General features: G+C 64.4%; 22 protein-coding genes. 12 read left to right on the top strand and 10 right to left on the bottom strand.

All coding sequences use genetic code 11. The annotated features are described in order from the left end of the window. Nucleotides 1-601: 601 nt before the first annotated feature. The 7 genes from U5817_RS12850 (at nucleotide 602) to U5817_RS12820 (ending at nucleotide 6816) form a co-directional block, all read left to right on the top strand. Nucleotides 602-1645 carry a PRTRC system protein D gene (locus U5817_RS12850; RefSeq protein ID WP_068635370.1) on the top strand — a complete coding sequence of 348 codons (1044 nt, stop codon included), beginning with the start codon at nucleotides 602-604 and terminating at the stop codon, nucleotides 1643-1645. Continuing rightward, nucleotides 1642-1920, top strand: coding sequence for a hypothetical protein (locus tag U5817_RS12845; protein WP_068635369.1), 279 nt, complete (start codon nucleotides 1642-1644; stop codon nucleotides 1918-1920). Before U5817_RS12850 ends, U5817_RS12845 begins: the two co-directional genes overlap by 4 nt. A 7-nt stretch (nucleotides 1921-1927) precedes the next feature. Further along, entirely contained in the window at nucleotides 1928-2401 is a 474-nt protein-coding gene (locus tag U5817_RS12840; RefSeq protein ID WP_407277542.1) for a CFI-box-CTERM domain-containing protein, read from the top strand. Further along, nucleotides 2389-2943, top strand: coding sequence for a PD-(D/E)XK nuclease family protein (locus U5817_RS12835; protein WP_407277541.1), 555 nt, complete (start codon nucleotides 2389-2391; stop codon nucleotides 2941-2943). The genes U5817_RS12840 and U5817_RS12835 overlap by 13 nt, the downstream gene beginning before the upstream one ends. Nucleotides 2944-3116: 173 nt before the next feature. Next, nucleotides 3117-4331: an ABC-three component system protein gene (locus U5817_RS12830; protein ID WP_407277540.1), complete on the top strand. Its 1215-nt coding sequence runs from the start codon at nucleotides 3117-3119 to the stop codon at nucleotides 4329-4331. Nucleotides 4332-4333: 2 nt separating this feature from the next. Further along, nucleotides 4334-4828 carry a three component ABC system middle component gene (locus tag U5817_RS12825; RefSeq protein ID WP_407281069.1) on the top strand — a complete coding sequence of 165 codons (495 nt, stop codon included), beginning with the start codon at nucleotides 4334-4336 and terminating at the stop codon, nucleotides 4826-4828. Then, nucleotides 4828-6816 carry a DUF3732 domain-containing protein gene (locus U5817_RS12820; protein WP_407277538.1) on the top strand — a complete coding sequence of 663 codons (1989 nt, stop codon included), beginning with the start codon at nucleotides 4828-4830 and terminating at the stop codon, nucleotides 6814-6816. The genes U5817_RS12825 and U5817_RS12820 overlap by 1 nt, the downstream gene beginning before the upstream one ends. A gap of 128 nt (nucleotides 6817-6944) precedes the next feature. Here U5817_RS12820 and U5817_RS12815 read toward each other — a convergent pair whose 3' ends face one another. Beyond that, nucleotides 6945-7115, bottom strand: a complete 171-nt coding sequence (locus U5817_RS12815) for a hypothetical protein (RefSeq protein ID WP_407277537.1) — start codon at nucleotides 7113-7115, stop codon at nucleotides 6945-6947. Between the two features lie 744 nt (nucleotides 7116-7859). Between U5817_RS12815 and U5817_RS12810 the strand changes: the two genes are divergently transcribed. Next, nucleotides 7860-8960 carry an acyltransferase family protein gene (locus tag U5817_RS12810; protein ID WP_407277536.1) on the top strand — a complete coding sequence of 367 codons (1101 nt, stop codon included), beginning with the start codon at nucleotides 7860-7862 and terminating at the stop codon, nucleotides 8958-8960. A gap of 224 nt (nucleotides 8961-9184) precedes the next feature. Here U5817_RS12810 and U5817_RS12805 read toward each other — a convergent pair whose 3' ends face one another. The 6 genes from U5817_RS12805 to U5817_RS12780 form a co-directional block, all read right to left on the bottom strand. Beyond that, nucleotides 9185-9817 carry a LysE family translocator gene (locus U5817_RS12805; protein WP_407277535.1) on the bottom strand — a complete coding sequence of 211 codons (633 nt, stop codon included), beginning with the start codon at nucleotides 9815-9817 and terminating at the stop codon, nucleotides 9185-9187. A gap of 140 nt (nucleotides 9818-9957) precedes the next feature. Continuing rightward, nucleotides 9958-12750 (bottom strand): AAA family ATPase, encoded by a 2793-nt coding sequence (locus U5817_RS12800; protein ID WP_407277534.1) that lies wholly within the window; start codon nucleotides 12748-12750, stop codon nucleotides 9958-9960. Then, entirely contained in the window at nucleotides 12750-13466 is a 717-nt protein-coding gene (locus U5817_RS12795; protein WP_407277533.1) for a hypothetical protein, read from the bottom strand. Before U5817_RS12795 ends, U5817_RS12800 begins: the two co-directional genes overlap by 1 nt. Beyond that, nucleotides 13466-14773, bottom strand: a complete 1308-nt coding sequence (locus U5817_RS12790) for a hypothetical protein (RefSeq protein ID WP_407277532.1) — start codon at nucleotides 14771-14773, stop codon at nucleotides 13466-13468. Before U5817_RS12790 ends, U5817_RS12795 begins: the two co-directional genes overlap by 1 nt. Before the next feature lie 21 nt (nucleotides 14774-14794). Continuing rightward, nucleotides 14795-15899 (bottom strand): peptide chain release factor 2 gene (prfB, locus tag U5817_RS12785; RefSeq protein ID WP_169127482.1). Its coding sequence is split into 2 segments (ribosomal slippage): nucleotides 14795-15817 and nucleotides 15819-15899, totalling 1104 coding nucleotides; the frame shifts between segments, so codons are not numbered across the junction. A 150-nt stretch (nucleotides 15900-16049) separates the two neighbouring features. Continuing rightward, complete coding sequence (locus tag U5817_RS12780) at nucleotides 16050-16727, bottom strand: OmpW family protein (RefSeq protein WP_169127480.1); 678 nt, start codon at nucleotides 16725-16727, stop codon at nucleotides 16050-16052. A 381-nt stretch (nucleotides 16728-17108) separates the two neighbouring features. On the opposite strand from U5817_RS12780, the gene U5817_RS12775 reads away from it, so the two are divergent. Continuing rightward, nucleotides 17109-17615, top strand: coding sequence for a GNAT family N-acetyltransferase (locus U5817_RS12775; protein ID WP_339379997.1), 507 nt, complete (start codon nucleotides 17109-17111; stop codon nucleotides 17613-17615). Between the two features lie 28 nt (nucleotides 17616-17643). Here the strand turns inward: U5817_RS12775 and U5817_RS12770 are convergent, their stop codons facing one another. After that, the gene (locus tag U5817_RS12770) at nucleotides 17644-18231 is read right to left on the bottom strand and encodes a phosphatase PAP2 family protein (protein ID WP_407277531.1); all 588 of its coding nucleotides are present in this window, start codon (nucleotides 18229-18231) and stop codon (nucleotides 17644-17646) included. Between the two features lie 201 nt (nucleotides 18232-18432). On the opposite strand from U5817_RS12770, the gene U5817_RS12765 reads away from it, so the two are divergent. The 3 genes from U5817_RS12765 to U5817_RS12755 are packed head-to-tail and all read left to right on the top strand — an operon-like array spanning nucleotide 18433 to nucleotide 20511. Further along, nucleotides 18433-18675 carry an acyl carrier protein gene (locus tag U5817_RS12765; protein WP_169127478.1) on the top strand — a complete coding sequence of 81 codons (243 nt, stop codon included), beginning with the start codon at nucleotides 18433-18435 and terminating at the stop codon, nucleotides 18673-18675. A gap of 3 nt (nucleotides 18676-18678) precedes the next feature. Then, complete coding sequence (locus U5817_RS12760; protein ID WP_407277530.1) at nucleotides 18679-19932, top strand: beta-ketoacyl-[acyl-carrier-protein] synthase family protein; 1254 nt, start codon at nucleotides 18679-18681, stop codon at nucleotides 19930-19932. Between the two features lie 33 nt (nucleotides 19933-19965). After that, nucleotides 19966-20511 (top strand): methyltransferase family protein, encoded by a 546-nt coding sequence (locus U5817_RS12755; RefSeq protein ID WP_407277528.1) that lies wholly within the window; start codon nucleotides 19966-19968, stop codon nucleotides 20509-20511. Nucleotides 20512-20553: 42 nt separating this feature from the next. On the opposite strand, the gene map is transcribed toward U5817_RS12755, so the two are convergent. Both map and U5817_RS12745 read right to left on the bottom strand, forming a co-directional pair. Continuing rightward, a complete protein-coding gene (map, locus tag U5817_RS12750) occupies nucleotides 20554-21381 on the bottom strand; it encodes a type I methionyl aminopeptidase (RefSeq protein ID WP_407277527.1) in 828 nt (275 codons plus the stop codon). Then, nucleotides 21381-21614, bottom strand: a complete 234-nt coding sequence (locus tag U5817_RS12745; RefSeq protein WP_407277526.1) for a ParD-like family protein — start codon at nucleotides 21612-21614, stop codon at nucleotides 21381-21383. Before U5817_RS12745 ends, map begins: the two co-directional genes overlap by 1 nt. Nucleotides 21615-21987 lie beyond the last annotated feature (373 nt).

Genomic DNA, 21987 nt, shown 5'->3' with positions numbered 1-21987 from the left:
CCGGTGCAGGCATTACGAAATGAAAGTCCTCGGGGGCGAGGCCTTGAAGGCCACACCCGCCCCGACTCGACAGGTCGGGGCGCTTGAAGGGCGGGTAACGACCGCAACGCCTTTTGCTCCGCGATGGAGCTGGCCAGGAGGCCACGGGAGCCCACAGTTGACTCCTCCCCATCGATGGCGTCAACGGCCGACGACCGCACGCCCATGGAATTCCGTGGGCTTGCGGGTGGCACTTGAAATCGGGGTCTGAGGCTCGCTTATTTTTCGGCGGAAGACGACAACCAAGCGCGGCCTGCCCTTGACGAGCAAATCTTTGGCCTCTGGGGCCGACCGGGACCTGTCCGGTGCTGGCGTGCACCCGCCGCCAGTTCGGCATACGGGGTTGATACCAGCGGTTTGAATGAGAGCGTAGTGACACACACGCAGTCCCCTTGAGGGATGACGTTTTTAGGTGTCACTGGATTGTCTGTACGGCGCTGGTTTGCTGACAGCGAGTCGGACCAGATCCCGAAATCGGGCGCAAAGAGTGGGGATTCCGTGTGGCGGGATCAGATCGTCCTGTCAATGCTGATCGATCTCAACTCTACCTCGGAGCCTTGCTATGGAATTGATCGTCAGAGCGGTGGATGTCGGATCCGGCAACACCAAGTTCGTCACCGCCTCAGCCGGTACCGACATCCGCTGCGCCAGCTTCCCCTCCGTCGCCTATCCGTCGAGCGACGACTCGCCGTCGTGGCCGTCCAGCGAGCGCAAGAAGACGGTGTGCATCCCCATTGGCCCGCTGTTCTACGAGGTCGGGCCGGACGTGAGCCTCGCGGCCGATACCTTCCGTGCCAAGCAGTTGCACGACGAATACACCGAGACGCCCGAGTACCTGGCGCTGCTGCGGGGGGCGCTCTCCATGATGAAGGTGAGCCGCATCGACTTGTTAGTGGTCGGCCTGCCGGTGGCGCTCTTCGCGGTCAAGAAGGCGGCGCTGGAGAAGGCCATGACCGGTCGCCACGACATTGGTGGCGGCAAGGCGGTGACGGTCGGCAAGGCCCTGGCCGTGGCCCAGCCGCAGGGCGCACTGGTGCACTACGCCTCCGAGCACCAGAAGATGGCGGAGATCGGCCACGAGCAGAGCCTGATCATCGATCCGGGCTCGCGTACGTTCGACTGGCTGGTGGCGCGGGGCATGCGGCTCGTGCAGAAGCAGAGCTATTCGTTCAACCGCGGCATGTCCGACGTGCTGCGGCTGCTGGCGGCCGAGATCACGAAAGACATCGGCTCGCCGTACCGGGACTACGACGCCATCGACCTGGCGCTTCGCACCGGCAAGCAGCCGGTGATCTTCCAGAAGCCCTACGACATGAAGCGCCTGCTGCCTCTGGCCGAGACGGTCGCCGAGCAGGCGGTCTCGACTATGAAGCAGTGGATCGAGGCACCACACAGCTTGCAAAACATCATCCTGGTCGGCGGCGGGGCCTTCCTGTTCCGCAAGGCGGTGAAGGCAGCGTTCCCGAAGCACCGCATCCATGAAGTGAAGGAGCCGATGTTCGCCAATGTGCGGGGCTTCCAGCTGGCGGGGCAGAACCACGCGCGCAGCGTGATGGCCGCCACCGGGAAGGAGCGGGGCCACGACGCCTCGGGAGAAATCGAATGAGCGCCGAGACCACGCAGGATCCCAAGCCCATACGTCTCGTCTTCGAACTGGCGCGCGCCGATCATCCGCGCCTGTACGACGACCTGATCCGCTTCCACAAGGGCACCAAGCGGGTCAACCGCCTGCGCGTGCTGGCCTACGACGGCTTGCTGGCGCAGAGCGGCGTGATCGCCGGGATGGGGCGGGGCTTGCCCCATCAACCTTCCGGAAGTGGGGCGCAGGAGGGCAGTGGCGATGTCACCAACGACATCTTCGCGCCAGCGATCGACGGGTGAGGCGGCCATGGGAAAGCGGTCGCGCCAGTCGGCGAACGATCGGATGGTCAGTGCTTCGGAACTGGCCCAGATGGGCCGCTGCGAACGGCTGGTCATGTTCGAACATCGGCATGGCAGCCGCCGCACCGCCGGGCAGGAGCGAGCCCGGGAGCGCGGGCTGGTCGAGCATGAGCGCTTCTATCGAGAAGGCCTGGCAGCTTCTGCACAGGCCACGCGGAAGGGGCGCTGCTTCATCGCCACCTGCGTGTTCGGCGAGTCTTGGCAGACCCAGGTGCTGCGCCAATTCCGGGACATTGCGCTACGTCGGAACGTTTGGGGACGCCGCGTCATCTGGTCCTACTACCGGTTGGCGCCCGGCATCTGCAAATGCCTGCGCCGATGGCCTGCCTTGCAGGCTCCGGTACGCGTGGTCTTGGGTGCGATAGCGGCGTGTCTTCGATGGTGGCCAGGTTTGCGCGGAGGCAGGCAATGTCGGCGCTAGGATGTAGCGTCCTTGGCGCTATTGTCGTCGTATGCCTCGCGCTGGCCATAGCGCGTCGGCAGTCGGCAGAGACCAATGCCGCACTCGCCGAGCGAGCCTCACGGCCGGACGCGCTGCGGGATGCCGAACTGGTCGATATGGAGAGACTGTTCTGGGCTTCCAACCCCGTTGGGGTGGTGGGGAAGATTGACCGCGCATACCGCCTGCCTTCTGGCCTGCTCGTGTTGGTGGAGCTCAAGACCCGCTGGATCAACCGGCCCTTCCTTTCGGACGTGATCCAGTTGTCGGCGCAGCGGATGGCAGTGATAGGTCAGACGGGGCAGTCGGTGGCGTCGTACGGGTATGTACTGGTGAAGGCACCGACGGGGCGCGCCTTGCCGATCCCGCATCGTGTCCAATTGATGACTGACGAGCACGTGGTGGCCCTAGTCAGGAGGCGGGAAGATATTCTCGCAGGTCGTGTCCTGCCGCGCCGGCCCCAGTCTCTGAGGACGTGTCTTTCGTGCGCATTCCGCGGGCAATGCGACCGTCTGTTTCCCTGAGCGAAATCGGTGCATCGCTCGATCAGTTTCGCCGGAATCCTGCGGCCACTTTGCGCTACAAGGGGACGAGGGCAAGATGCTTGGCCGGCACATGACGCTGCGCCAACTCAACCATATGACGTAACAAGTTACCCATTGTAAAATGATATAGGAATCAGTCGAGGACGAACTGAATGGCGACATCGAAGGGCGGCGGATCCTCCCGCTCCAAGAATCGAAGAACCGAGGTGCCGGGCCAGGCATTGGGCTATGGTCTCCAGTACACGCGGATGACGCAACTCCTCCTGGAGGCGCCCGCCGGGAGCTTTTGCAGTATGGAGTACCTCGACGATGTGGCGCAGCAGCACGCAGACAAGGGTACGCGCCTGATCCAGAGCAAGAGTGCGCTGACGGCCAATCCAGTCGCCGATCGCGCCAAGTCGCTGTGGAAGACGCTGTCCAATTGGACGACGTTAGGGGCAGATTCCGATTACGACCTGGAGAAGACGGTCTTCGAGATCTATGTCTCCCGTCCGGTCGGCGGCCAACTCGTCGAGGCATTCGCCAATGCCCGTACGCTGGAGGAGGCGCGGGCGGCCATTGCGCTAGCGCGCGACGCCTTGTGGGGAAAGTCGCCGGACTTCGCGTTGAAAAGCACCGTGGCTGACGAGATCGCCCCCTACTTGGAACGCGTATTCAATGCAGATCAGACCTGCCTGGAGCGGATCATCTGCAATTTTCAGCTGACCCTTGGCAGCGGAAGTCCCCAGGCTGACATCGAGGCTGTGATCCGCACCCATCCGGTTTCCGCGACCAAGGTGGCCGATATCGCCGACCACATGTGCGGCGTCGTGAAGCGTCGGGTGGACGAACTGCTGGAGGCCGGGCGGCCGGCCGTCATCGCACGTGACACGTTCTATGGCTGGTACGCTGCCTACCTGCGCAAGGTCGATCGGGACACCGTATTACCGAGCCGCGCCAAGGCGCCGAGCGAGGAGGAGTCGCGCGGTCAATTGCCGAAGATATTTGTTCAGCAATTGGACCTCATCGGGATGCCCTTCGAGGACAAGCTGGAGGCCGCGAGCGACTATCTGATGGCCGCCGCCGACCGCACGGCTTGGGCCGTCAGCGGCGAAGTTGATGAGTCGTCGTTCGATGACCTGGACGCCGCGCTGAAGCGCAGTTGGAAAAACAAGCGACGTACTTGTGGCATCGAGCATGGCAGCAAGCCTGGTGAGATCCAGGGACAGGCGCTTTACTCCGATTGCATGGACTTCACCACCCCCCTCCAGGCCATGCAGCCGCCGGACCACTTCATTCCGGGGTGTTTTCACCGGCTGGCCGATGACTTGTCGATCGGATGGCACCCGGACTACGAGCAGCAGCTCAAGGTCAAGAAGGCTGCGTGACGATGCTGGCACGTGAAGCACAGAACATCCAGAACCCAGCGCTCGGCGCCGCCGCTCTTTGGCGCTTTTGCTGCGGCTATGTCGAAGCCCATCCCGTCGGTGACCCTCCGCGCCTGCCGATGCTGTTCCTGGTGCTGCCCATCGTGCTGCACCAGGCGACCACCGAACTGCTACGGCGTACCCGGCCCAGTTCTGGGCTACGGGCCTTCGCCGCGAAATTCGGGGACTCCCAAATCTCCAAACAGGACCTGCTTCTCCAGGTTCACGAGCGCGCAGTCCGCTGGCGCACGCTCAGCCTCCAGTCGATCGAGCTGGCCGCGGCCGGGCACCTGATCCAGTTGCTCGAGGGTGGAGAGGTAATCCCCTTGTCGCGCACCAAGGCTCGCGGTCTACCCGACGAGGTGAAGCAACTGTTGGCCGATGCAGAAAAGCTCGGCGCGTGGTGCGGCCAATTGACGCTGCACGAGGTGACGACAACGCTGAAGGTAAAGATCTGATGTATCTGCAGATTCGCGAAATTGTGCTCTGGCCGCGCAACCCGAACTTCGAGCCGCGTCGGCTCCAGTTTCAACTGGGGGAGGTGAACGTCATCAGCGGTGCGTCGAGAACCGGCAAGTCCGCCGTCATTCCCATCATCGACTACTGCCTGGGCGCGGGGACATGCTCGATCCCGGTCAAGACCATCCGTAAGTACTGCGAGTGGTTCGGTATCGTGGTGGCGACCGCGCAGGGCGACAAGCTGCTGGCCCGGCGGGAGCCCGGTGCGCAGCGCAGTACCGATGACATGTACCTGCTGGAAGCGGAGCGGATCACGGATATCCCCCATCGCATTGCCAAGAACATCAATGCGGACGCAGTGAAGCGGTTGCTCGACGAACTCGCGGGTCTGTCCAAGCTCGACTTCTCGGGCGGCGGCGAATCGATGGGCTTCGACGGTCGCCCCAGCTTCCGCGATCTGGCGGCGTTCACGTTCCAGCCGCAGAACGTCGTCGCCAATCCGGATGTGCTGTTCTTCAAGGCCAATACTTACGAACACCGGGAGAAGCTTCGGAAGATCTTCCCATATGTGCTCGGGGCCGTGACGCCGACGCTGATGGCGAAGCAGTTCGAGCTCGGGCGTGCCCGGCAGGAACTGCGTCGCAAGGAGCGGGAGCTCAAGGACGCCCAGGAGGTGTCTGCGCGCTGGCTGGCCGACTTGAGGGCGAAGTTCAGCGAGGCCCAAGAGCTGGGGCTGGCCGCCAAGCCGGAGCAGGAGCTCTCGCGTGGCCAGATGATCGAGCGACTGGAAGAAGTCGTCGCGCGCACGGACCTCACGCTGTCGGTGAGCACGTCGACCATCTCGGATGCATTGCGCGAACTCAGCGGCCTCGAGGTCGAGGAGCGCGAGGTGTCGCGTGAGCTGACAACCTTGCGCCATCGGCTCAGTGAGATGAACCGCATGCGCGTCGGCGTCGACCAATACCAGGATGCCCTCGCGCTGCAGCAGGGACGCCTGCAGCTATCGAACTGGTTGGTGTCTCACACCGACGACGAGGCGGACTGCCCGATGTGCGGCAGCCATACGGACTCGGCTAAGCGCAAGTTGGCCGTGCTGTCGGAGCGCCTGCGGGAAGTCGAGGCAGAAGCCGGCGTCGACAAGGAGGTGCCGGCCGCCTTTGACCGCGAGTTGCAGCGCGTGACCGAGGAGGTCGGACAGGCGACGGAGCGGCTGCGCTCGGTCCAGATCCGCAAGCGGGCCTTGTCGGGGCGTTCGGACGAAGCGCGCCAACGGCAGTTTGCCGCGCAACGGGCCGAGCGGTTCGTTGGCAACCTTGAATCCGCCCTCGACCTGCATCGCCGGCTGGGCAGTGACAGCGAACTCGTCAACGAGGTTGTGCGCCTGAAGGAACTGGTGCGGCAGTTGGAGGCCGAGTTGCGCGAGCAGGATGTCGAAGCACGCAAGCGTCGGGCCCTCCATGCCATCAGCAACAACGCTGGCCGGCTCCTGCCGCACCTCGATGTCGAGAGCCCGAACGATCCAATCTCCCTGGAGATCAACGATCTGACGATCAAGGTGCGTGGCCCGGAACGTGACGACTACCTGTCCGAGATTGGCAGTGGCTCCAACTGGCTCTCTTATCACCTGGCAGTGCTGCTGGCGCTCCATCAGTTCTTCCTGTCGCAGCGCAGGGGGCCCGTCCCTGCATTCCTCGTGCTTGACCAGCCGAGCCAAGTGTACTTTCCGAAGCGCATCGTGGCGCGGCCGGAGGACGAGGAAGACGAGGAGGCCGAGGAGCCCCAACTGCGGGACGAAGACGTGGACGCCGTTCGACAGGCGTTCGAGGTGATGGGGCGTGTGGCTCTGGATACCAAAGGCGGTTTGCAGCTCATCGTACTTGACCATGCCTCGCGCGACGTGTGGGGCGACATCGACGGGGTTGTCGGCTTGCCCGAGTGGCGCAACGGCGTCAAGCTCGTGCCTATGGCGTGGTTGGATGACGCCTGACCTCCGAAGTCCGCGGTGATCGGGCCAAGGCGGGCCCCGCCAACACGGTGAGGACTTCTCACGCTGCTTCGGGAGCCAGTGCCGAGGCTTGGGCAGCACGGTGGGCGGCCGATCCGTGAAGTGTTCGATCACTCGATTGCTCGCGTGAAGTACAGGTCGAGGAAGATGCCCTCGAACAGGCTGTCGGGCGCGTCGATGTCGAGGTAAGCGAACTGTTCGGTTCGCGAAGCGTGTTCGGGTTGGCGTCCTTCGTGCCGCGTAAGTGGGCTTTCGTGGTGCTCTATGGCACGACTTGACACTGACTTGACGGTATCAGACACGGGTGTCCGGGATGCTTCAGCCGCTGATACCGTCAAAGTACGGGGGTGATTCGGCTCTGATACCGTTAGCCCCGCAGAAGACGCTGTCGCTGATACCGTCAGACGAGGGGCGAAAGCCGCATCTGATACCATTAGCCCTCAGCATTCGAGTGGGGCTCCCCGTTGGAAAGGGCTCGACCACCCCTCAGTAGGGCAGTTTTGAGGGAGCCGAGGGCGATGCCGGTACGATGGGACAACATGAACTGGATGGAGCTAGCCAGGTGACCCCGCTGAGACGCGGCAATTTGTCGGTATCGCTGTCGGTATCAAGCCACCCGCATCAGGCCGAAAGCCTTGCTACACAATGGTTTCCACGATGCTATTGACAATCGAGTGGGAGTGAAGAGCCCCGGCGTTTGCAAAGCGCCAACAACTCTCAACGGTGGTCCGCGAAAACCCTCTGCAAGTGCAGGGGGTTTTTCTTTTCAGATCCACGTTCCATGCCGCCTGATGCGAACCGAATTGTGAGTGGTTGATTCATCGCGACGAAATTGCCGATCGGGCATTGCGCGCGATCACTGACATCCCTGACCAGATTCCGACGAACGGCTGCAAAACCTTGCAACGCCCGACGGCCGGGGCTCCTTTCCTTTTCTGTTAGGTTCGGAACGAGGAAGGGCGTGAAGCGGTTGAATCCGGCGTGGTCCGGATCGCGAGTTCGCGCCCGCAGGCTGGAGCCAAGGGATGAAAAGACTGGAACTGCTCGACTATGGGCGCTTCGGCGGCGGACTGGCCGTCGTTGCCTACCACTACTTCTTCAACGGAATCAGTAACGGCAAGGTCACGTCGATCAGCCACATACCCGAACTGGTCGCCTTCGCGAAGTATGGATTTCTCGGTGTCGAGTTCTTCTTCATGATCAGCGGTTTCGTGATCTTCTTTTCGGCGAAGAACAAGACAGCCGGGCAATTCCTGAGCGTCCGGGCGGTACGCCTGTTCCCGGCCTTCTGGGTTGCTGTGCTCTTCACGACCGCTTTCGCGGCGTACTGGGGCGGCGAGAAGATGTCGGTGACGTGGCCGCAAGTCCTGGTAAATCTGACCATGCTTCCGAAGCTGTTCGGGCAGCCTTTCGTCGACGGCGTGTATTGGACCTTGCAGTACGAATGGGGCTTCTATTTTGCCGTGTTCCTGATGCTGGCCGCGGGCGTTCAGTCGAAGCTCCACCATGCTCTGGTGCTGTGGCCCTTCTATATCCTGCTCATGCGTGCCATTGGCATGGAGAGCTTGCCGTATGCGTCGGCCTATTACGCCTATTTTGCCGCCGGGGCTTTGTTCGCACTGCGGATGGAGGAGAAGGGCCGATTTTCGCTCGCAGCCTTGCTGGTCAGTCTGGTGCTGTGTGTCTCCTTTTCGGCTGGCAAGGCAGCAGGGTTGACCGCTAACAAAGGCATCGAATTCTCGGCGCTGACGATCGCTGCGGTCGTGCTCGGCCAGTTTCTCTTCTTCGTGTTCCTGACCTCGAGGAAGGGGCTCGCGCTCAGGCTTCCCGCGTCGAGGCTCGCAGGTGGCCTCACCTACCCGATATACCTGATTCACGCGCATTTCGGCTACATGCTGCTATCGCGCTTCGCGAACGACGGGAACCGTGCGATCGCGTATTCACTGATCGCAATGGCGGTGTTGCTTGTGGCGTATGCGATCCACGTGCTGGTCGAGCGCCGGCTGGCGAGTTTCTGGAATGCGTTCTTCGCGCGCTCGGTCGGGAGCTGCGGCGATGCGGTGCAGTACTGGTTGTCCGCCCGGCTGCGATCCGTGTACGCGGCGTCGGTCGGGCGCAGCCAGTGAAAGGTGACCGGGTCGGGCGGTGAGGGTGCTTCGTCAGTTACGCACGTAGTGAATGTAAAGCGCGGTATCACGGCGCGAGGGGACGACTCCGTGTCCCGCGCCGCGCTGGACGGCAAAGTCTTGTCCCGTGAGCGACTTCACCAGGCGCGCCAGTTGGCGGGCCACCTGCTGTGAGGACGCCGCTTAGATCACCGCTGGCACCGCGCAAGGCGGCTGGCGTTGTTTCAGTTCTGCGTCGCCGCGAGTTTGGCCCCGAATCCCAGGAGGAGCATCCCGGTGACGCCATCCATGATCCGGCTTACGCGAGGGCGCTCGAGGAGGCTGCGGGCACGGTTTACCGTCAGGGCCAGCAGTCCCTGCCAGAGCATTGCGATCGTGAAGTGGATCGCGGCCATCGCGAGCGACTGGATGAGCGCCGAGTGGGCGGGATCGATGAACTGCGGCAGGAAGGCCATGTAAAAGATGATCGGTTTCGGGTTCAGCACATTCGACAAAAGCCCCTCGCGCAGGGAGGTTGTCGCCGGAACGACCCTCGCACCTTGCACCGTGATCCGCATGCCCTGCGCGTGCCACGCGGAGCGCAGGCTCTGGATTCCCAACCAGACAAGGTAGGCCGCGCCGGCGATCTTCATTGTCGCAAACAGCGTCGCCGAGCCGAGCAGAATGACGGACAGTCCGAGGGCGGAGACGGTGGCGTGGGCGAACAGTCCGAGGCAGATGCCGAAGCTGGTGAGCAGTCCGTCGCGCATTCCGCCGCGGGCCGCATTACGCATGACCAGCAGTGAATCGAGCCCCGGTGACATGGTCAGAGCGGTGATGGCGAAGAGAAACGGCAGCCAGTGGAAATGTTCGAACATGATCGGTGCGCTAGGGTATCAAGGTCGTCGATGCGGCAAGTCTTGGCGATGTACCAAGATTTCTCCTGACGGTCGCCTGCTGCCGACGGTCATCGGTGCAGCCGGCGACCCGGTCCGAACAGTAAAGAATATCCCAGAATCTACGCGAGCGCGCGTGTCAGCACACCGATGGTCGGCGCCCAGTCCTCGCCCGGTTTCTTCTTGCGCGTGACCAGCGTCAGCTGGGCCGGGGCGAAGACGTTGGCATTGTGGGTGACCGGCGTGGTGATCAGGTATTGGGCGCGCGTGGCGCGGAGGAAGGTGCCGACGCGGTCGATGTTGGCGACGTCGAGGTGGGCGAAAGGCTCGTCGATGAAGACGAAGCCGCCGGGGCGGGCGTCGTCCATCAGCAGCGCGATCAACAGGATCAGGGACTTCATGACCTGCTGGCCGCCCGAGGCTTCGCCGTCGTTGAGGCCGACCGCGCCCTTGCGGTCGAAGTCAAAGCGAACTTCAAGCCCGGCCTGCCCGAGCGAGAGGTCGTCGTCGCCCAGGGCTGGCGTGGGGCAGTCCACCCCGACGCCAGCAAGTTCGCCGAGCGCCTTGAGGTTCTTGCCGTACTGGCGCACGGTGGCACGCAGCTTGGCGATGTACGCGGAGCGTGCCTCTTCGGTGAGCCGGCGCGCAGTCGCGCAGTAGCCCTGGCGTTCGAGGTAGTCGCGTTCGCGCTGGGCGACGTCCGCCTTGAGCCGATCCGACAGGGTGATGACGGTCGGGTCCTTGACCCAGTCCCCCTCGTCGAGGCGCGCACGCAGGCGATCCCGCTCGCGCCTCGCGGCGGCGGCGTTTTCGTAGCGCTCGGCCAGCAGCGCGATCTCGGCGGGGTCGCGCCAGTGTGCCGGCATGCCGCGTCGCACGGATCGCAGGCGCTGGATGCGCTGCGCCTGGGTGTGGCGGCGCGGTGCAGCACCGGTTTCGAGTTCGGTGATGCGGCCGTCGATGGCGCGCAGTTCGCGGTTGCGGCGGTCGATTTCGATCACGACGCCGTTGATGCGACCGGCGAGTTCGTCCAGCGCCCCCTGCGTGTCGGTGCATCGCGCAATGGCGGCCGTTAACGCCGCGCGGGCGGACGGGAGCGCGGCTTCGGCCTCGGCGTAGCTTTCGGCCTTGGCGGCGAGCAGTTGTGCGGATTGCAGGCCGAGCAGGCGCTGGCGCAGGGTGGTGAGTTCGTCGGCGGCGCTGGCAACCCGGGGGCGCAGGTGCTGGAGTTGGCGATCGAGTCCGGCGATGTCGTCCGCGAGTTGTGCGATGCGCGCCTGGCGGGCGAGTTCGCCGAAATGGAACTCGGCGGGGCGGCCCAGGTGGCGGGCGCCGCGGCGTTCGCGGTGGTAGCCGTCGCGGGTAATCCATTCGATTTCGCGCGGCAGGTCGCGGGCGGCTTCGACGCTGTCGACGCGTCGAATGCGGTTGAGCAGATCCGCAAGCCAGCGCGGGACAGGGGCCGAGAAGCGCACGACCTCGGCGAGGCTGCGGGAAACCGCTGGCGGGGCCTCCTCGCGCTCCGGGACGACGAAATGGCGGAAGCGCTCGCGTTCGCCGAGCGCCCAGGCGGCATGGCGGTCGGACTCGCGCTCGAGCAGGATCACGTGGCGGTAGGGACGCAACACGGCTTCGAGCGCGGCCTGCCATGCGGCGTCGGTGACTTCGACGATCTCGGCCAGCCCGCTGTGGCGGATCCCTTCGGCGTCGAGCAGCGTGCGGAAACGGGCAACCTCGGGATCGGACGGCGGCCCCGAGCGGCTCCTGGCGTTACGCAGTGAAGTGGTCTTGTCCTCGAACTCCGCGACGAGGGTGCGTTCCCGTGCTTTCAGCTCGCGCAGCGCGGCTTCGGCTGCCTCGTGCTGCGCCTCGAGCGCGACGGCGTCCGCGCCGTGCTCCGCGGCGAGCTGGGCGCGCAGGTTGTCGCGCTCGGTGACGAGCTTCTCGAAGTCGCGCACCGTGTCGTGCGCCAGCAGGTGTGCCGCTGCCGCCGCGTCATGCTCGGCGCGAAGGCTGCTGCGGCGGCCCTCCGCCTCGGTCTTTTCGGCCTGGACCTCGTCCAGGCGCTGGCGCGCGGCGCGGCGCTCGGCTTGCTTGAGCGCGTATTCGCCACGCTGGCGACCGAGTTCATTACGTTCCGCGGCAACCTCGCGCGCAAGCTCGGCCGCTTCCAGGCGCGGGACGATCTCCGCTTCGAGCGCGTGTGTCTCGTCCGCGAGCTGCTTCCACTGCAGGTAGTTGTCTGCCTCGAGGCGCCGTCCCTCGGCCTGGGCGCGCAGACGGTCGAGGTCCAGGCCGAGGTCAGCGAGCTCGCGCTCGGCGCTCTTCTGTTCCTCGCGTGCGGCCTGGTAGTTGTCGAGCACTTCCTTGTCGCCGAAGACGTCGAACACGAGTTCGAGCAGCGCGCGCGGGGAGTACTCGCACAGCTTGTCGGTGTCACCCTGCTCGAGGGCGAGGACTTTGGCGATTGCAGGCGTGAGCCCGCCCCAGGCGAGGCGATTCTGGTAGTCGCGCAGTCCGACCCAGTCTTCGGTCTGCTCCAGGACCTCGATCGGCTGGTCGCCGTCGATGATGGCGTAATCGCGTGTCCATTCGCCGCCGGCGCGACGGATGCGGCAGGCGAGGGTGACTTCGTCGTGCAGGCAGGGGAAGAACGGCCGGCGGCCGGTCGCGCCCGGCTTGTTGGCGACGACGGCGCGGATCCATGCGAAGCTGCGTTCGGCACGGCGCACGTAGCGGCGGAAGTCCCGCTTGCCGGAACAGCGCAGCGCGAACAGGGTGCGCAGGGCGTCGAGCAGCGTCGTCTTGCCCGAGCCGTTGGGGCCGACGATGGTGATGATCTGTGCGTCCAGCGGCAGCGTGAATCGGCGCCAGTAGTCCCAGTGGACAACTTCCAGTTGCTTGATGTGGAACATCAGGCGTTTTCCTCTTCTTCGTCGTCCTCGTCGATGTCGGGCAGGACTTCGGCCGCTTCGAAGGCGTTGGCTTCGGGGACCGGGTGTCCAGCGTTCTTGAGCACATCGGCGAGCGTGCCGTGGATGATGCGGTCGGCAAGCACGCGGTAGTCGAGCGCGACGTCGAGCAGTGGGCCTTCGTAGAGCACGCCGTTGCGCCGCTCGATGAAGCCCAGGCGGGCGAGTTTGCCGAGCATGAAGTTCTTGACCTTGGTCTTGCCGCCGAGCAACTGGCCGAAGTCGGTGATGAGGGAGGCTTCCGAGAGTCCGCTGGAAACCGTTTCACCGTGGACCACGGGCTTGTCGGCGCCGAACATGTCGCCCTGGCCGTCGTCGGCGAGCTCGCGCCGGGTGACCTGGCGCTCGCGCTTGGGCAGGATAATGAGCGACCAGATCACGACGAGCAGTGCGATCTCGTCGCGCGTGAGGCCCACGTTGCTTGCCGCGTACTCGCGCCGGGCGCCGAACACCGGTTCGAACATCTCTGGGGTCAGCACGGCGGCGACGTGCGCGGCGTAAGGGTTGTCCTGGAGCTGCAAGCCGACGGCTGCGAGGCGGTGGTCGAGTTCGACGCGGAAGGTCTCGTCGACCAGCGCGCGGCGCACCAGCCGGTCGTTGCGCGGCAGCCAGCGATGCGCGAGCAGGCGCGCGGTGAGGGTCTTGAGTTCGTGTTCCATCAGGCGTCCATGAGGGGGCGCGCGTTCGCGGGCTCCGCTGCTGCGGAGGCGGTCGGGCGTGGGATCACCCTGCCTTCGGAGATGGCGGCGATTTCGTCCTCGCCGACCGGAACGAGCGTATCGCCGAAGTGGATGTCCACGGGGAGGCGCATGAATTCGCCGATCGGGCCGTCGGCAGGCCCGGCGGACTCGCCGTCTGCGAGCAGGGCCAGCAGCGACAGGCGATAGGAGGCGGGCGCAAAGCCGCCGCCGGCCACCACGGAGTGCAATGGGGCGGAATCGGGCAGGGTGTCGAGGCGCCGGGCAAAATGCTCGAGCAGCGCGAGATCGTCCTGCTCGGGGGCAGTGTTCACCGCGGCGGCGTCTGGGGGCGGCAGCGCGGTGTCGGTTTCGCGGGCACGGATCTCGTCGGAGAGCACGCCTTCGGCGCGGTCGATCAGCTCGTGGCCGCCGGCGAGCAGGGGCTGCTCGGGTACGACGAGGAGCGCTCCCTCCGCGAAAGCGGCGAAGGCTGATGCGTCGAGCCCGCGCAGCCACGCAACCACGTCGGACGAGGAAATCCCCGATGCGCCAAGCGTGACGCGCTGCGCCTCGATCTTGTTGAGCGCGCGCTGGAAGCTCGCGTCGGTGCGTGCGAGCCGGGACTGGGCAAGACCGATGCGCTGTGCGATGCGTGCGATCTCGAAATCGACTTCGGGATCAGCCAGCAGGCCTTTGAGGATCTCCGTGCCGCGCGCGAGCCAGCGCTCGTTGGCGGAAAGTCGGCGGCGCGCACCGAGGATCTGGAATTCCGAACCGGAGGCGATCGCCTCCTCGAAGTGCCAGGTGAGATCGTTGAGCTTGGACAGCAGGTGGCCGAGCGCTTCGGGCGTAATGCTGCCCACGGCCTGCAGGCCGGCGAGCTGGGCGGTGAGGAAGCCCAACTCCGCGTCCTCTTCGGCCGAGAAGCGCAGCAGCATGGCGATGGCCGCCACGGCGTTGCGGCCGAGGTCCGAGAGGTGGTAATTGCCGTCGTCGGCGTAGGCGAGAAGCTGGTTGTCGCGCAGGCGCTTCAGGACGGTTTCGAGCTTTACCGGGTCGAGGTAGGTGAAGCGTGAGCGCAGGGCGTCGGGCGACCAGCGCGGCGATTCCGCTTCCTGACCGATCTCGCGCAGCACCAGCAGGCGCAGCATGACCTCCGCCTCGGAGCCACGGAACAGCGTGATGAAGGCGTCGATCAGCGGTCGCGCCGCGGCGAGCGGCGCGAGTTCGGGCACGTCGTCCGCGGCAACGCCGGGGGCGAGGAAATCGGCGAGCTCGGGCGTCATGCGTGCGCGCGGGCGGGGCGCTCAGACACCCTGCTTGAGGCTCGCCGCGATGAAGTCGTCCAGGTCGCCGTCCAGCACGGCCTGGGTGTTGCCGACTTCGTAGTTGGTGCGCAGGTCCTTGATACGGGACTGATCGAGCACGTAGGAGCGGATCTGGTGGCCCCAGCCGATGTCGCTCTTGGAGTCCTCCAGCTTCTGCTGTTCGGACTGGCGCTTGCGCAGTTCCAGCTCGTACAGGCGGGCCTTCAGCATGGACATCGCTTCGGCCTTGTTTTTGTGCTGCGATCGGTCGTTCTGGCACTGCACGACGACGCCGGTCGGCTCGTGCGTGATGCGCACCGCGGAGTCGGTCTTGTTGATGTGCTGGCCACCGGCGCCGGACGCGCGGTAGGTGTCGATGCGCAGATCGGCCGGATTGATCTCGATCTCGATCGAGTCGTCGACCTCCGGATACACGAACACCGACGAGAAGCTGGTGTGGCGGCGTGCGTTTGAGTCGAACGGGCTCTTGCGCACGAGGCGGTGGATTCCCGTCTCGGTACGCAGGAAGCCGTAGGCGTATTCACCGCTGACCTTGATCGTGGCGCCCTTGATGCCCGCGACTTCGCCTTCGGATTCCTCCATCAGCTCGACATTGAAGCCCTTGCGCTCGCAGTAGCGAAGGTACATGCGTTCGAGCATGCCAGCCCAGTCCTGCGCCTCGGTTCCGCCGGCGCCGGCCTGGATTTCAATGAAGCAGGGATTCGGGTCCATCGGATTCGAGAACATCCGGCGGAATTCGAGCGCATGCACCTTCCCCTCGAGCGGGGAGAGATCGGCTTCAACCGCGGTCAGGGTGTCCTCGTCGTCCTCGGCCTGAGCGAGTTCGAACAGGTCCTTGAGGTCGATGGAGGATTGCTCGATGTCGCGCAGGTTGACGACGACATCCTCGAGCTGACGCTTTTCCTTGCCGAGCTCCTGAGCCTTCTCGGCATTATTCCAGACCGCCGGATCTTCCAGCGCACGGGTTACTTCTTCGAGCTTCGACGCCTTTTCGTCGTAGTCAAAGATACCTCCGAAGTTCGCGACCGCGGGCCTGCAGGTCGTCGAGTTTCTGGGAGATGGCGTTGATGCGTTCGGCTTCCATGGCGAGGCTCCGGGCGATTCTGGGAAACTGACAAGTATACCTCGATCGGATCGCGCCGCGCGCATGGCCGCGCGAGACAACGCCTGCGCGATCCCGAAATGCAAACGGCGGCCCGCAGGCCGCCGTTGTCGGCGCCGGGCGTTACCGGAATCAGAACTTGTAGCCGACGCCGACCATGTACACCCACGGATCGATCTCGACACTAACCTTGACCTTGCCGAGCACAGGATGCCGCGCGGTGGCATGGCTGTCGATACCGATACGCCAAACAGCCGCGTTCAACACGACTTTGTCCGTGAGCATGTAGTCGATGCCGGCTTGCAGGGCGAGACCCCAGGAATCCTCGCGATCGAGATGGGAAAATCCTTGAGCCTTGCGGGCATCCGTCAGATCTTCATTGAAGAAGGCCGTGTAATTGATGCCGGCACCCACGTACGGCTGCCATTTCGAGCTGGAGTCCATCGGAAAGTATTGCAGCGTAACGGTCGGCGGCAGTTGCTCGATGGTGGCGAGCTTGCCGTTGAGACCTGCGGGCAGCCCCTTGACGCTGACGCTGTGCTTGAAGGGCGTGGCAGCGAGCAGTTCAACGCCTACGTGGTCGGTCAGCATGTAACCGAACGTCAGGCCGAGCTGCGTGTTGTCGCTCACCGTGGCATTCGAGCCGGCGATCTTCCCGGTGGCACTCGATGAGACATCGGAGCCCCCCATTTCCGGACTTACTGTCGCCGCACCTGCACGGACAACGAAGTCGCCCGCCTTGTAGGCGTGCGCGAACGGACTTGCGGCGCCCAGGGCGAGCAGGGATGCGATGACGAGCGATTTTTTCATGAGCTACTCCTCTTGCATGACGCGAATGAACTGTGGGGCATAGTACCCACTCTTCAGTGCCGGTTATGTGCGTCGCACAAAAATTTCGCTTACATTTGACGAATGTCAAAAAAACCATACCTATAGCAAGGTTTATCCCCGCATATCGCCGTAAGCGGGCGGGCAAGCCAGTTTCAGAGGGAACTCGAAAACCGATATCAATCGCCAGGCATCCAGTCGGTTGTGTCCCCCTGAAATCGCATTGGGTACCCGCACCCGCATTTGCTGCACTGCTACATAGACCACTGGCGCGCAGACATCACCTCGGCGCCATTCGCAGGGCGAGGCTCGACGATCGAGGTATGATGTCGCTCCCTGACCCGAACGTCCCGGAATATCGACGTGCCCATCGAAGTCATTCGTGCCGACTATCACAACCCCGTCCATGCTCATGCGATCACTGAGTTGCTCGACGCCTACGCGCGAGACCCAATGGGCGGAGGCGAGGCATTGCCCGCAGAGGTCAAGGAAAGGGTCGTGGGGGCGCTTGCCCGCCAGCCACACGCGTTCAGCCTGATCGCCTTAGCGGACGGCGTCGCAGTGGGATTGGCGAATTGCTTCGAGACCCTCTCGACCTTCGCCGCCAGGCCGCTGATCAACATCCACGATTTCGTCGTCCTCGCGGAGTGCCGCGGACGCGGAGTGAGCCAGCTGCTGCTGGCGGCGGTCGAGGCGGCCGCGAGGGAGCGCGGATGCTGCAAGATCACCCTGGAGGTGCTCAGCGGCAACGACGCCGCACGGGCGGCGTATGCGAAATTCGGATTCAGCGATTACACGCTGGATGCGAGCGTCGGGACTGCGCTGTTCTGGCAGAAACCAATCGAAAATCCCCCGCCCGGCGCTGCCTGAGCGGAGCTTGCGCCGAACTGGCGCACGCTCAAAGCCCGTTCGGCGCCAGCCGTGAGATGTGCCGAAGCGATGGCAGCGCGAAGGCCAGCCCGACCGCGATGCCGGCAATGAGGTCGAGCACTACATGCTGGCGGGTGGCGATCGTCGACCACAGGATTGCCACGCAGAGCAGGGCATTTCCCCAGCGCAGCAGCGTCGGCGCCTCCACCGCGCGCGCGATCCGCTCCAGCCATAACGCGGTGAATACCGAGGATGCAACATGCAGCGAGGGACAGGCGTTGCCGGCTGCGTCCACATTCTTGATGAATGCGAGCTGCGGATAGTCGGACCAGTCGATGCCAGCCGGTGGCACCGCGGTGGGAAGCACCCAGTAAATACCGAGGCAGAACCCGCACAGGGCGGAGATCCACACGCCGAACCAGAGCAGCGGCCGCAGGCTGCCGATGAAGGCGGGCGGCAGCGACACGTACACCCACAGGCTTGCGTAAATCGGAAATGCGGCCGCGGAAAAGGGGATCCATGCATCCGCGGCAACGCGCGGCATCATCGTCGGTGCAGTGAGCGGATCGCGCAAAACCGTAAAATACCCCCAGAAGAACAACACCATGAAGATCATGGTTCCCGCTGCCTTGAGCGGCCAGAGTGTCGCGAAACGGCTAGCCAGCTGGCGAAACCAGGCGGAGCGGGGTGCCGCATCCAGCGGCGTGGCGGAGAGGGTCGTCATGGCCGGCGGATAGTACCAAACATCCGCCAGCGCGCCGGGATCGACCGTGCCATCTATGGTGAAACATTTGATTTCATATAGAATTCGCGCCCTATGAATTCAATTGCACTTATTCGCGAATTTCTCGACGAGCGCCTGGGCGTGGCGTCCGAGAAGGTTGTTCCGGATGCGCTGTTGGTGGACCTCGGTGTCGACTCGCTGATGATGCTCGAGCTGATGTTCGCCTTCGAAGACCGCTTCGGAATCAAGGTCCCGAGCGATCTCGAGAACCCGAAAAGCGTCGGCGACATGGTGACAGCCATGGACGGCCTGATCGCAGCCGGCGGCGTGCACTGAGCCATGGTCGGGCGTCGGGTTGCGATCACGGGACTGGGACTGGTCAGCCCGTACGGCGGCGATCTGGCGAATTTCTTCAAGCGGCTGTGCGCCGGGGAAACGGCGATCCGCCATCTTCTAACCGACGATCAGCCGCGCCCGCTTTCGATTCCCTTTGTCGCATGTCCGGCGTTCGATGCCGATGCCGTGCTCGGCAAGCCGCTGGCCGCGATGATGGACCGCTTCGCACAACTCGGCATGGCGGCAGCCTTCGACGCGTGGGACTCCGCCGGCCTGCCGCGCAGCGCCGGTGAGGAATCGCGCGACGACTGGGGCGTATCCTGGGGCACCGCGCTCGGCGGCACGCTCGCCTATGAAAAGGGCTATCGCGAGCTGTGGCAGCGGGGGCGCGAACGCCTGTCGCCGCTCTCCGTGCTGCTCGGCATGAACAACGCCGCCAATGCCCATATCTCGATCCAGCTCGGATTGGGGGGCGCAAGCACGAGCCACACCGTCGCCTGCGCATCGTCGGCCGTTGCCATCGGCGAAGCCTTCCGGCGCGTGCGCTCGGGAGAAGCGACGGTCATGGTCACCGGTGGCTCAGACGTGCCGCAAGCCTATGGCGTCGCGCGCGCATGGGAAGCCCTGCGTGTCATGGCGCCCGGCAACGCAGAAACCTCACCCTCCGCCTGCCGTCCCTTCGCCGGCGATCGCCGCGGCCTGGTTCTCGGCGAAGGCGGAGCGGCGCTGGTTCTCGAGGACTGGGATCACGCGCTGGACCGCGGTGCAAACATACACGGGGAAATCGTCGGCTACGGGGCAAGCTGCGACCACAGCCACCTCGTGCGTCCCGAAGTGGCCGGTCAGGTCCGTGCCATGCAGGCCGCGCTTGCCGATGCTCGTTTGGCCGCCGGCGATGTCGACTACGTCAATGCCCATGGCACGGCTACCGCCGAGGGCGATCCGGTCGAGATCGCTGCGCTCAAGTCCGTGTTCGGGAAGCGGGCGGAAACGCTGCCGGTGAGCGCGACCAAGTCCATGCACGGCCACCTGCTCGGCGCAGCGGGCGCCATCGAGGTGATCGCCTCGGTACTCGCGCTGCGCGACGACGCTCTGCCGCCCACCATCAACCTTGCCGGCAATCTCGACCCAGCCTGCACCGGAGTCGAACACCTGACGGCCGCCCGCCACGGAGCCGCGCCGCGAGCGGCACTCTCCAATTCATTCGCCTTCGGCGGCAGCAACGCCGTGCTCGTTTTCCGCGCCGTCCGCCAATAAGGCCGGAAGAGCCGTCGTCACGCGGAAACGCCGATGAGCCTGCCGATCTCCAATCTGCCGCTGCTGCTGACCGGCACCGCCGGCCTGCTGTGGCTGTCGCGCAAGCCGCTGCGCAATCCCGGCAGCCACGGCTTCTACCGCTTCTTCGCGTGGGAGACCATCCTCGCGCTGACGTTACTCAATCGCGAGCCGGCAGGTGATCAACTGCTGTCCGAAACCCTCCTGCAGTTAAGCCTGCTCCCGCTGGTCTTCGGCTTCATCGCGCTGCGTCGCGAGGGCAAGCGCGACCCGACCCGGCGCGACGACGGCTCGCTCTACAGCTGGGAAAAGACTTCCGAGCTGGTCACGCAGGGCATCTTCGGCCTCATCCGCCACCCGATGTACAGCGCGCTGCTCGCGCTGGACTGGGGCATGTTCTTCCGCGCCCCCAGTTGGCCCGCCTTCGCGCTCGCCCTTTTCGGTAGCGCCTGCGTGCTGCTGACCGCGCTGGCCGATGAAAGGGAATGCATCGCCTATTTCGGCCAGGCCTACATCGACTACATGCAGGGCACGCGCCGCTTCATTCCGTGGCTGTTCTGACCGGCGGGAGCCGCGCGGAAGAGGGCGCGCGTGCCCTTGCGCTCAAAGTGCCTGTGCGGGCATCGCTGCGCCGGCCTCGATCGCCGGATAGTCCCCACACCCATCCGGCCAAGGGGTAAGGATCTCGAATCCCTCTGCGGTAACCGCGACCATGTGTTCCCACTGTGCCGACAGCGAATGATCCTTGGTCACCACGGTCCACCCGTCACCCAGTTCGCGGGTTTCCGGGCGCCCCGCGTTGATCATCGGCTCGATTGTGAACACCATGCCGGGCTCCAGCGTCAGACCGGCTCCGGGGCGGCCGTAGTGGAGGACTTGCGGTTCGTCGTGATAGACGTCGCCGATGCCGTGCCCGCAATATTCGCGAACGACGGTAAAGCCTTCGCGATGGGCGACGCTCTGGATGGCGTATCCGATATCACCGAGCGTCGCACCGGGACGGACGGCGAGGATGCCCGCGCGCATGGCTTCGTAGGTGGTCCGCACGAGTCGCCGGGCGAGGACGCCGGGCTTGCCGACAAAGTACATGCGGCTGCTGTCGCCGTACCAGCCATCCTTCACCACGGCCACATCGATGTTGAGGATGTCTCCGCTGGTCAGGCGCTTCGCGGACGGGATGCCGTGGCACACGACGTGGTTCGCCGAGGCGCAGATCGTCTTCGGGTAGCCGTGATAGCCGATGTTCGCCGGAATGGCCCGCTGGACGTTGACGATGTAGTCGTGGCAGATGCGGTCAAGCTCGTCGGTGGTCACGCCCGGCCGGACGTGCTCTCCGATCATGTGGAGGACGTCGGCGGCCAGCGCGCCGGCTCGGCGCGCCATTTCGATCTCCGCCTGCGAGCGGATCGGGACCTGCTGCTTCTTTGCCATCAGGCCGCCCTGCCAAGGTTCGTCAGCGGGGAGGGCGCTCCGTGTGCCTCGTGCGCCTCTTCTTCCTGAATCAGCAGCTGGCAGATTTCGCGGTAGCTCAACGTGGGATTGAGCTCCGCGAGCATTCCGACGCGCAGCCAATGCTCCGCCTGGCTGTTGATGGAGCGACTGAGCGCGCCGCTGGTCCGGCGCAGGGCCTCATGCATCTGCTCGGAGATCTTGACGATTCCCACGGGGCGCCCTCATGTACGTTGTAGCGGGTGGACACAAAAGCGCGCATCAGACTCGAACGGAAAACTTTCATCTGCGGGGTCTTCTCCATAAGTTTGCGGAAATTTGCGTCAAAAATTTGAGACGGAATAACCCGAATTTTCGAATAAGGACAGATTTTTACTTACTATCCTGATGCCGCATCACAATGGACCCAATGTCCCGAAAGCGGATGCAACGTGCCGAACCGAAGAGTGGTCCTGAGACACTCCACGTGTCACTGATGCGGTGTCGGTGCAAAGAAATGCCGTCGATCCCAGGTGAACAGGGGATTCTGAATTATCGAGTGTTGCTACGCATTGAAAATTGACCCCCTTTCGCGGGTTATGCGCGCTG

It is taken from the genome of Aromatoleum evansii, assembly GCF_045689615.1.
GTDB classification, from domain to species: Bacteria; Pseudomonadota; Gammaproteobacteria; order Burkholderiales; family Rhodocyclaceae; genus Aromatoleum; species Aromatoleum evansii.
The sequence above is the reverse complement of the archived record's forward strand: the minus strand, read 5'-3'. Positions and strand labels throughout refer to the sequence as shown.

Excerpts from the sequence above, each read along its gene's own strand:
- U5817_RS12850 (WP_068635370.1), top strand. The coding sequence starts at position 602 with ATGGAATTGATCGTCAGAGCGGTGGATGTCGGATCCGGCAACACCAAG.
- U5817_RS12845 (WP_068635369.1), top strand. The coding sequence starts at position 1,642 with ATGAGCGCCGAGACCACGCAGGATCCCAAGCCCATACGTCTCGTCTTC.
- U5817_RS12840 (WP_407277542.1), top strand. The coding sequence starts at position 1,928 with ATGGGAAAGCGGTCGCGCCAGTCGGCGAACGATCGGATGGTCAGTGCT.
- U5817_RS12835 (WP_407277541.1), top strand. The coding sequence starts at position 2,389 with ATGTCGGCGCTAGGATGTAGCGTCCTTGGCGCTATTGTCGTCGTATGC.
- U5817_RS12830 (WP_407277540.1), top strand. The coding sequence starts at position 3,117 with ATGGCGACATCGAAGGGCGGCGGATCCTCCCGCTCCAAGAATCGAAGA.
- U5817_RS12825 (WP_407281069.1), top strand. The coding sequence starts at position 4,334 with ATGCTGGCACGTGAAGCACAGAACATCCAGAACCCAGCGCTCGGCGCC.
- U5817_RS12820 (WP_407277538.1), top strand. The coding sequence starts at position 4,828 with ATGTATCTGCAGATTCGCGAAATTGTGCTCTGGCCGCGCAACCCGAAC.
- U5817_RS12810 (WP_407277536.1), top strand. The coding sequence starts at position 7,860 with ATGAAAAGACTGGAACTGCTCGACTATGGGCGCTTCGGCGGCGGACTG.
- U5817_RS12805 (WP_407277535.1), bottom strand. The coding sequence starts at position 9,817 with ATGTTCGAACATTTCCACTGGCTGCCGTTTCTCTTCGCCATCACCGCT.
- U5817_RS12800 (WP_407277534.1), bottom strand. The coding sequence starts at position 12,750 with ATGTTCCACATCAAGCAACTGGAAGTTGTCCACTGGGACTACTGGCGC.
- U5817_RS12795 (WP_407277533.1), bottom strand. The coding sequence starts at position 13,466 with ATGGAACACGAACTCAAGACCCTCACCGCGCGCCTGCTCGCGCATCGC.
- U5817_RS12790 (WP_407277532.1), bottom strand. The coding sequence starts at position 14,773 with ATGACGCCCGAGCTCGCCGATTTCCTCGCCCCCGGCGTTGCCGCGGAC.
- U5817_RS12780 (WP_169127480.1), bottom strand. The coding sequence starts at position 16,727 with ATGAAAAAATCGCTCGTCATCGCATCCCTGCTCGCCCTGGGCGCCGCA.
- U5817_RS12770 (WP_407277531.1), bottom strand. The coding sequence starts at position 18,231 with ATGATCTTCATGGTGTTGTTCTTCTGGGGGTATTTTACGGTTTTGCGC.
- U5817_RS12765 (WP_169127478.1), top strand. The coding sequence starts at position 18,433 with ATGAATTCAATTGCACTTATTCGCGAATTTCTCGACGAGCGCCTGGGC.
- U5817_RS12760 (WP_407277530.1), top strand. The coding sequence starts at position 18,679 with ATGGTCGGGCGTCGGGTTGCGATCACGGGACTGGGACTGGTCAGCCCG.
- U5817_RS12755 (WP_407277528.1), top strand. The coding sequence starts at position 19,966 with ATGAGCCTGCCGATCTCCAATCTGCCGCTGCTGCTGACCGGCACCGCC.
- map (WP_407277527.1), bottom strand. The coding sequence starts at position 21,381 with ATGGCAAAGAAGCAGCAGGTCCCGATCCGCTCGCAGGCGGAGATCGAA.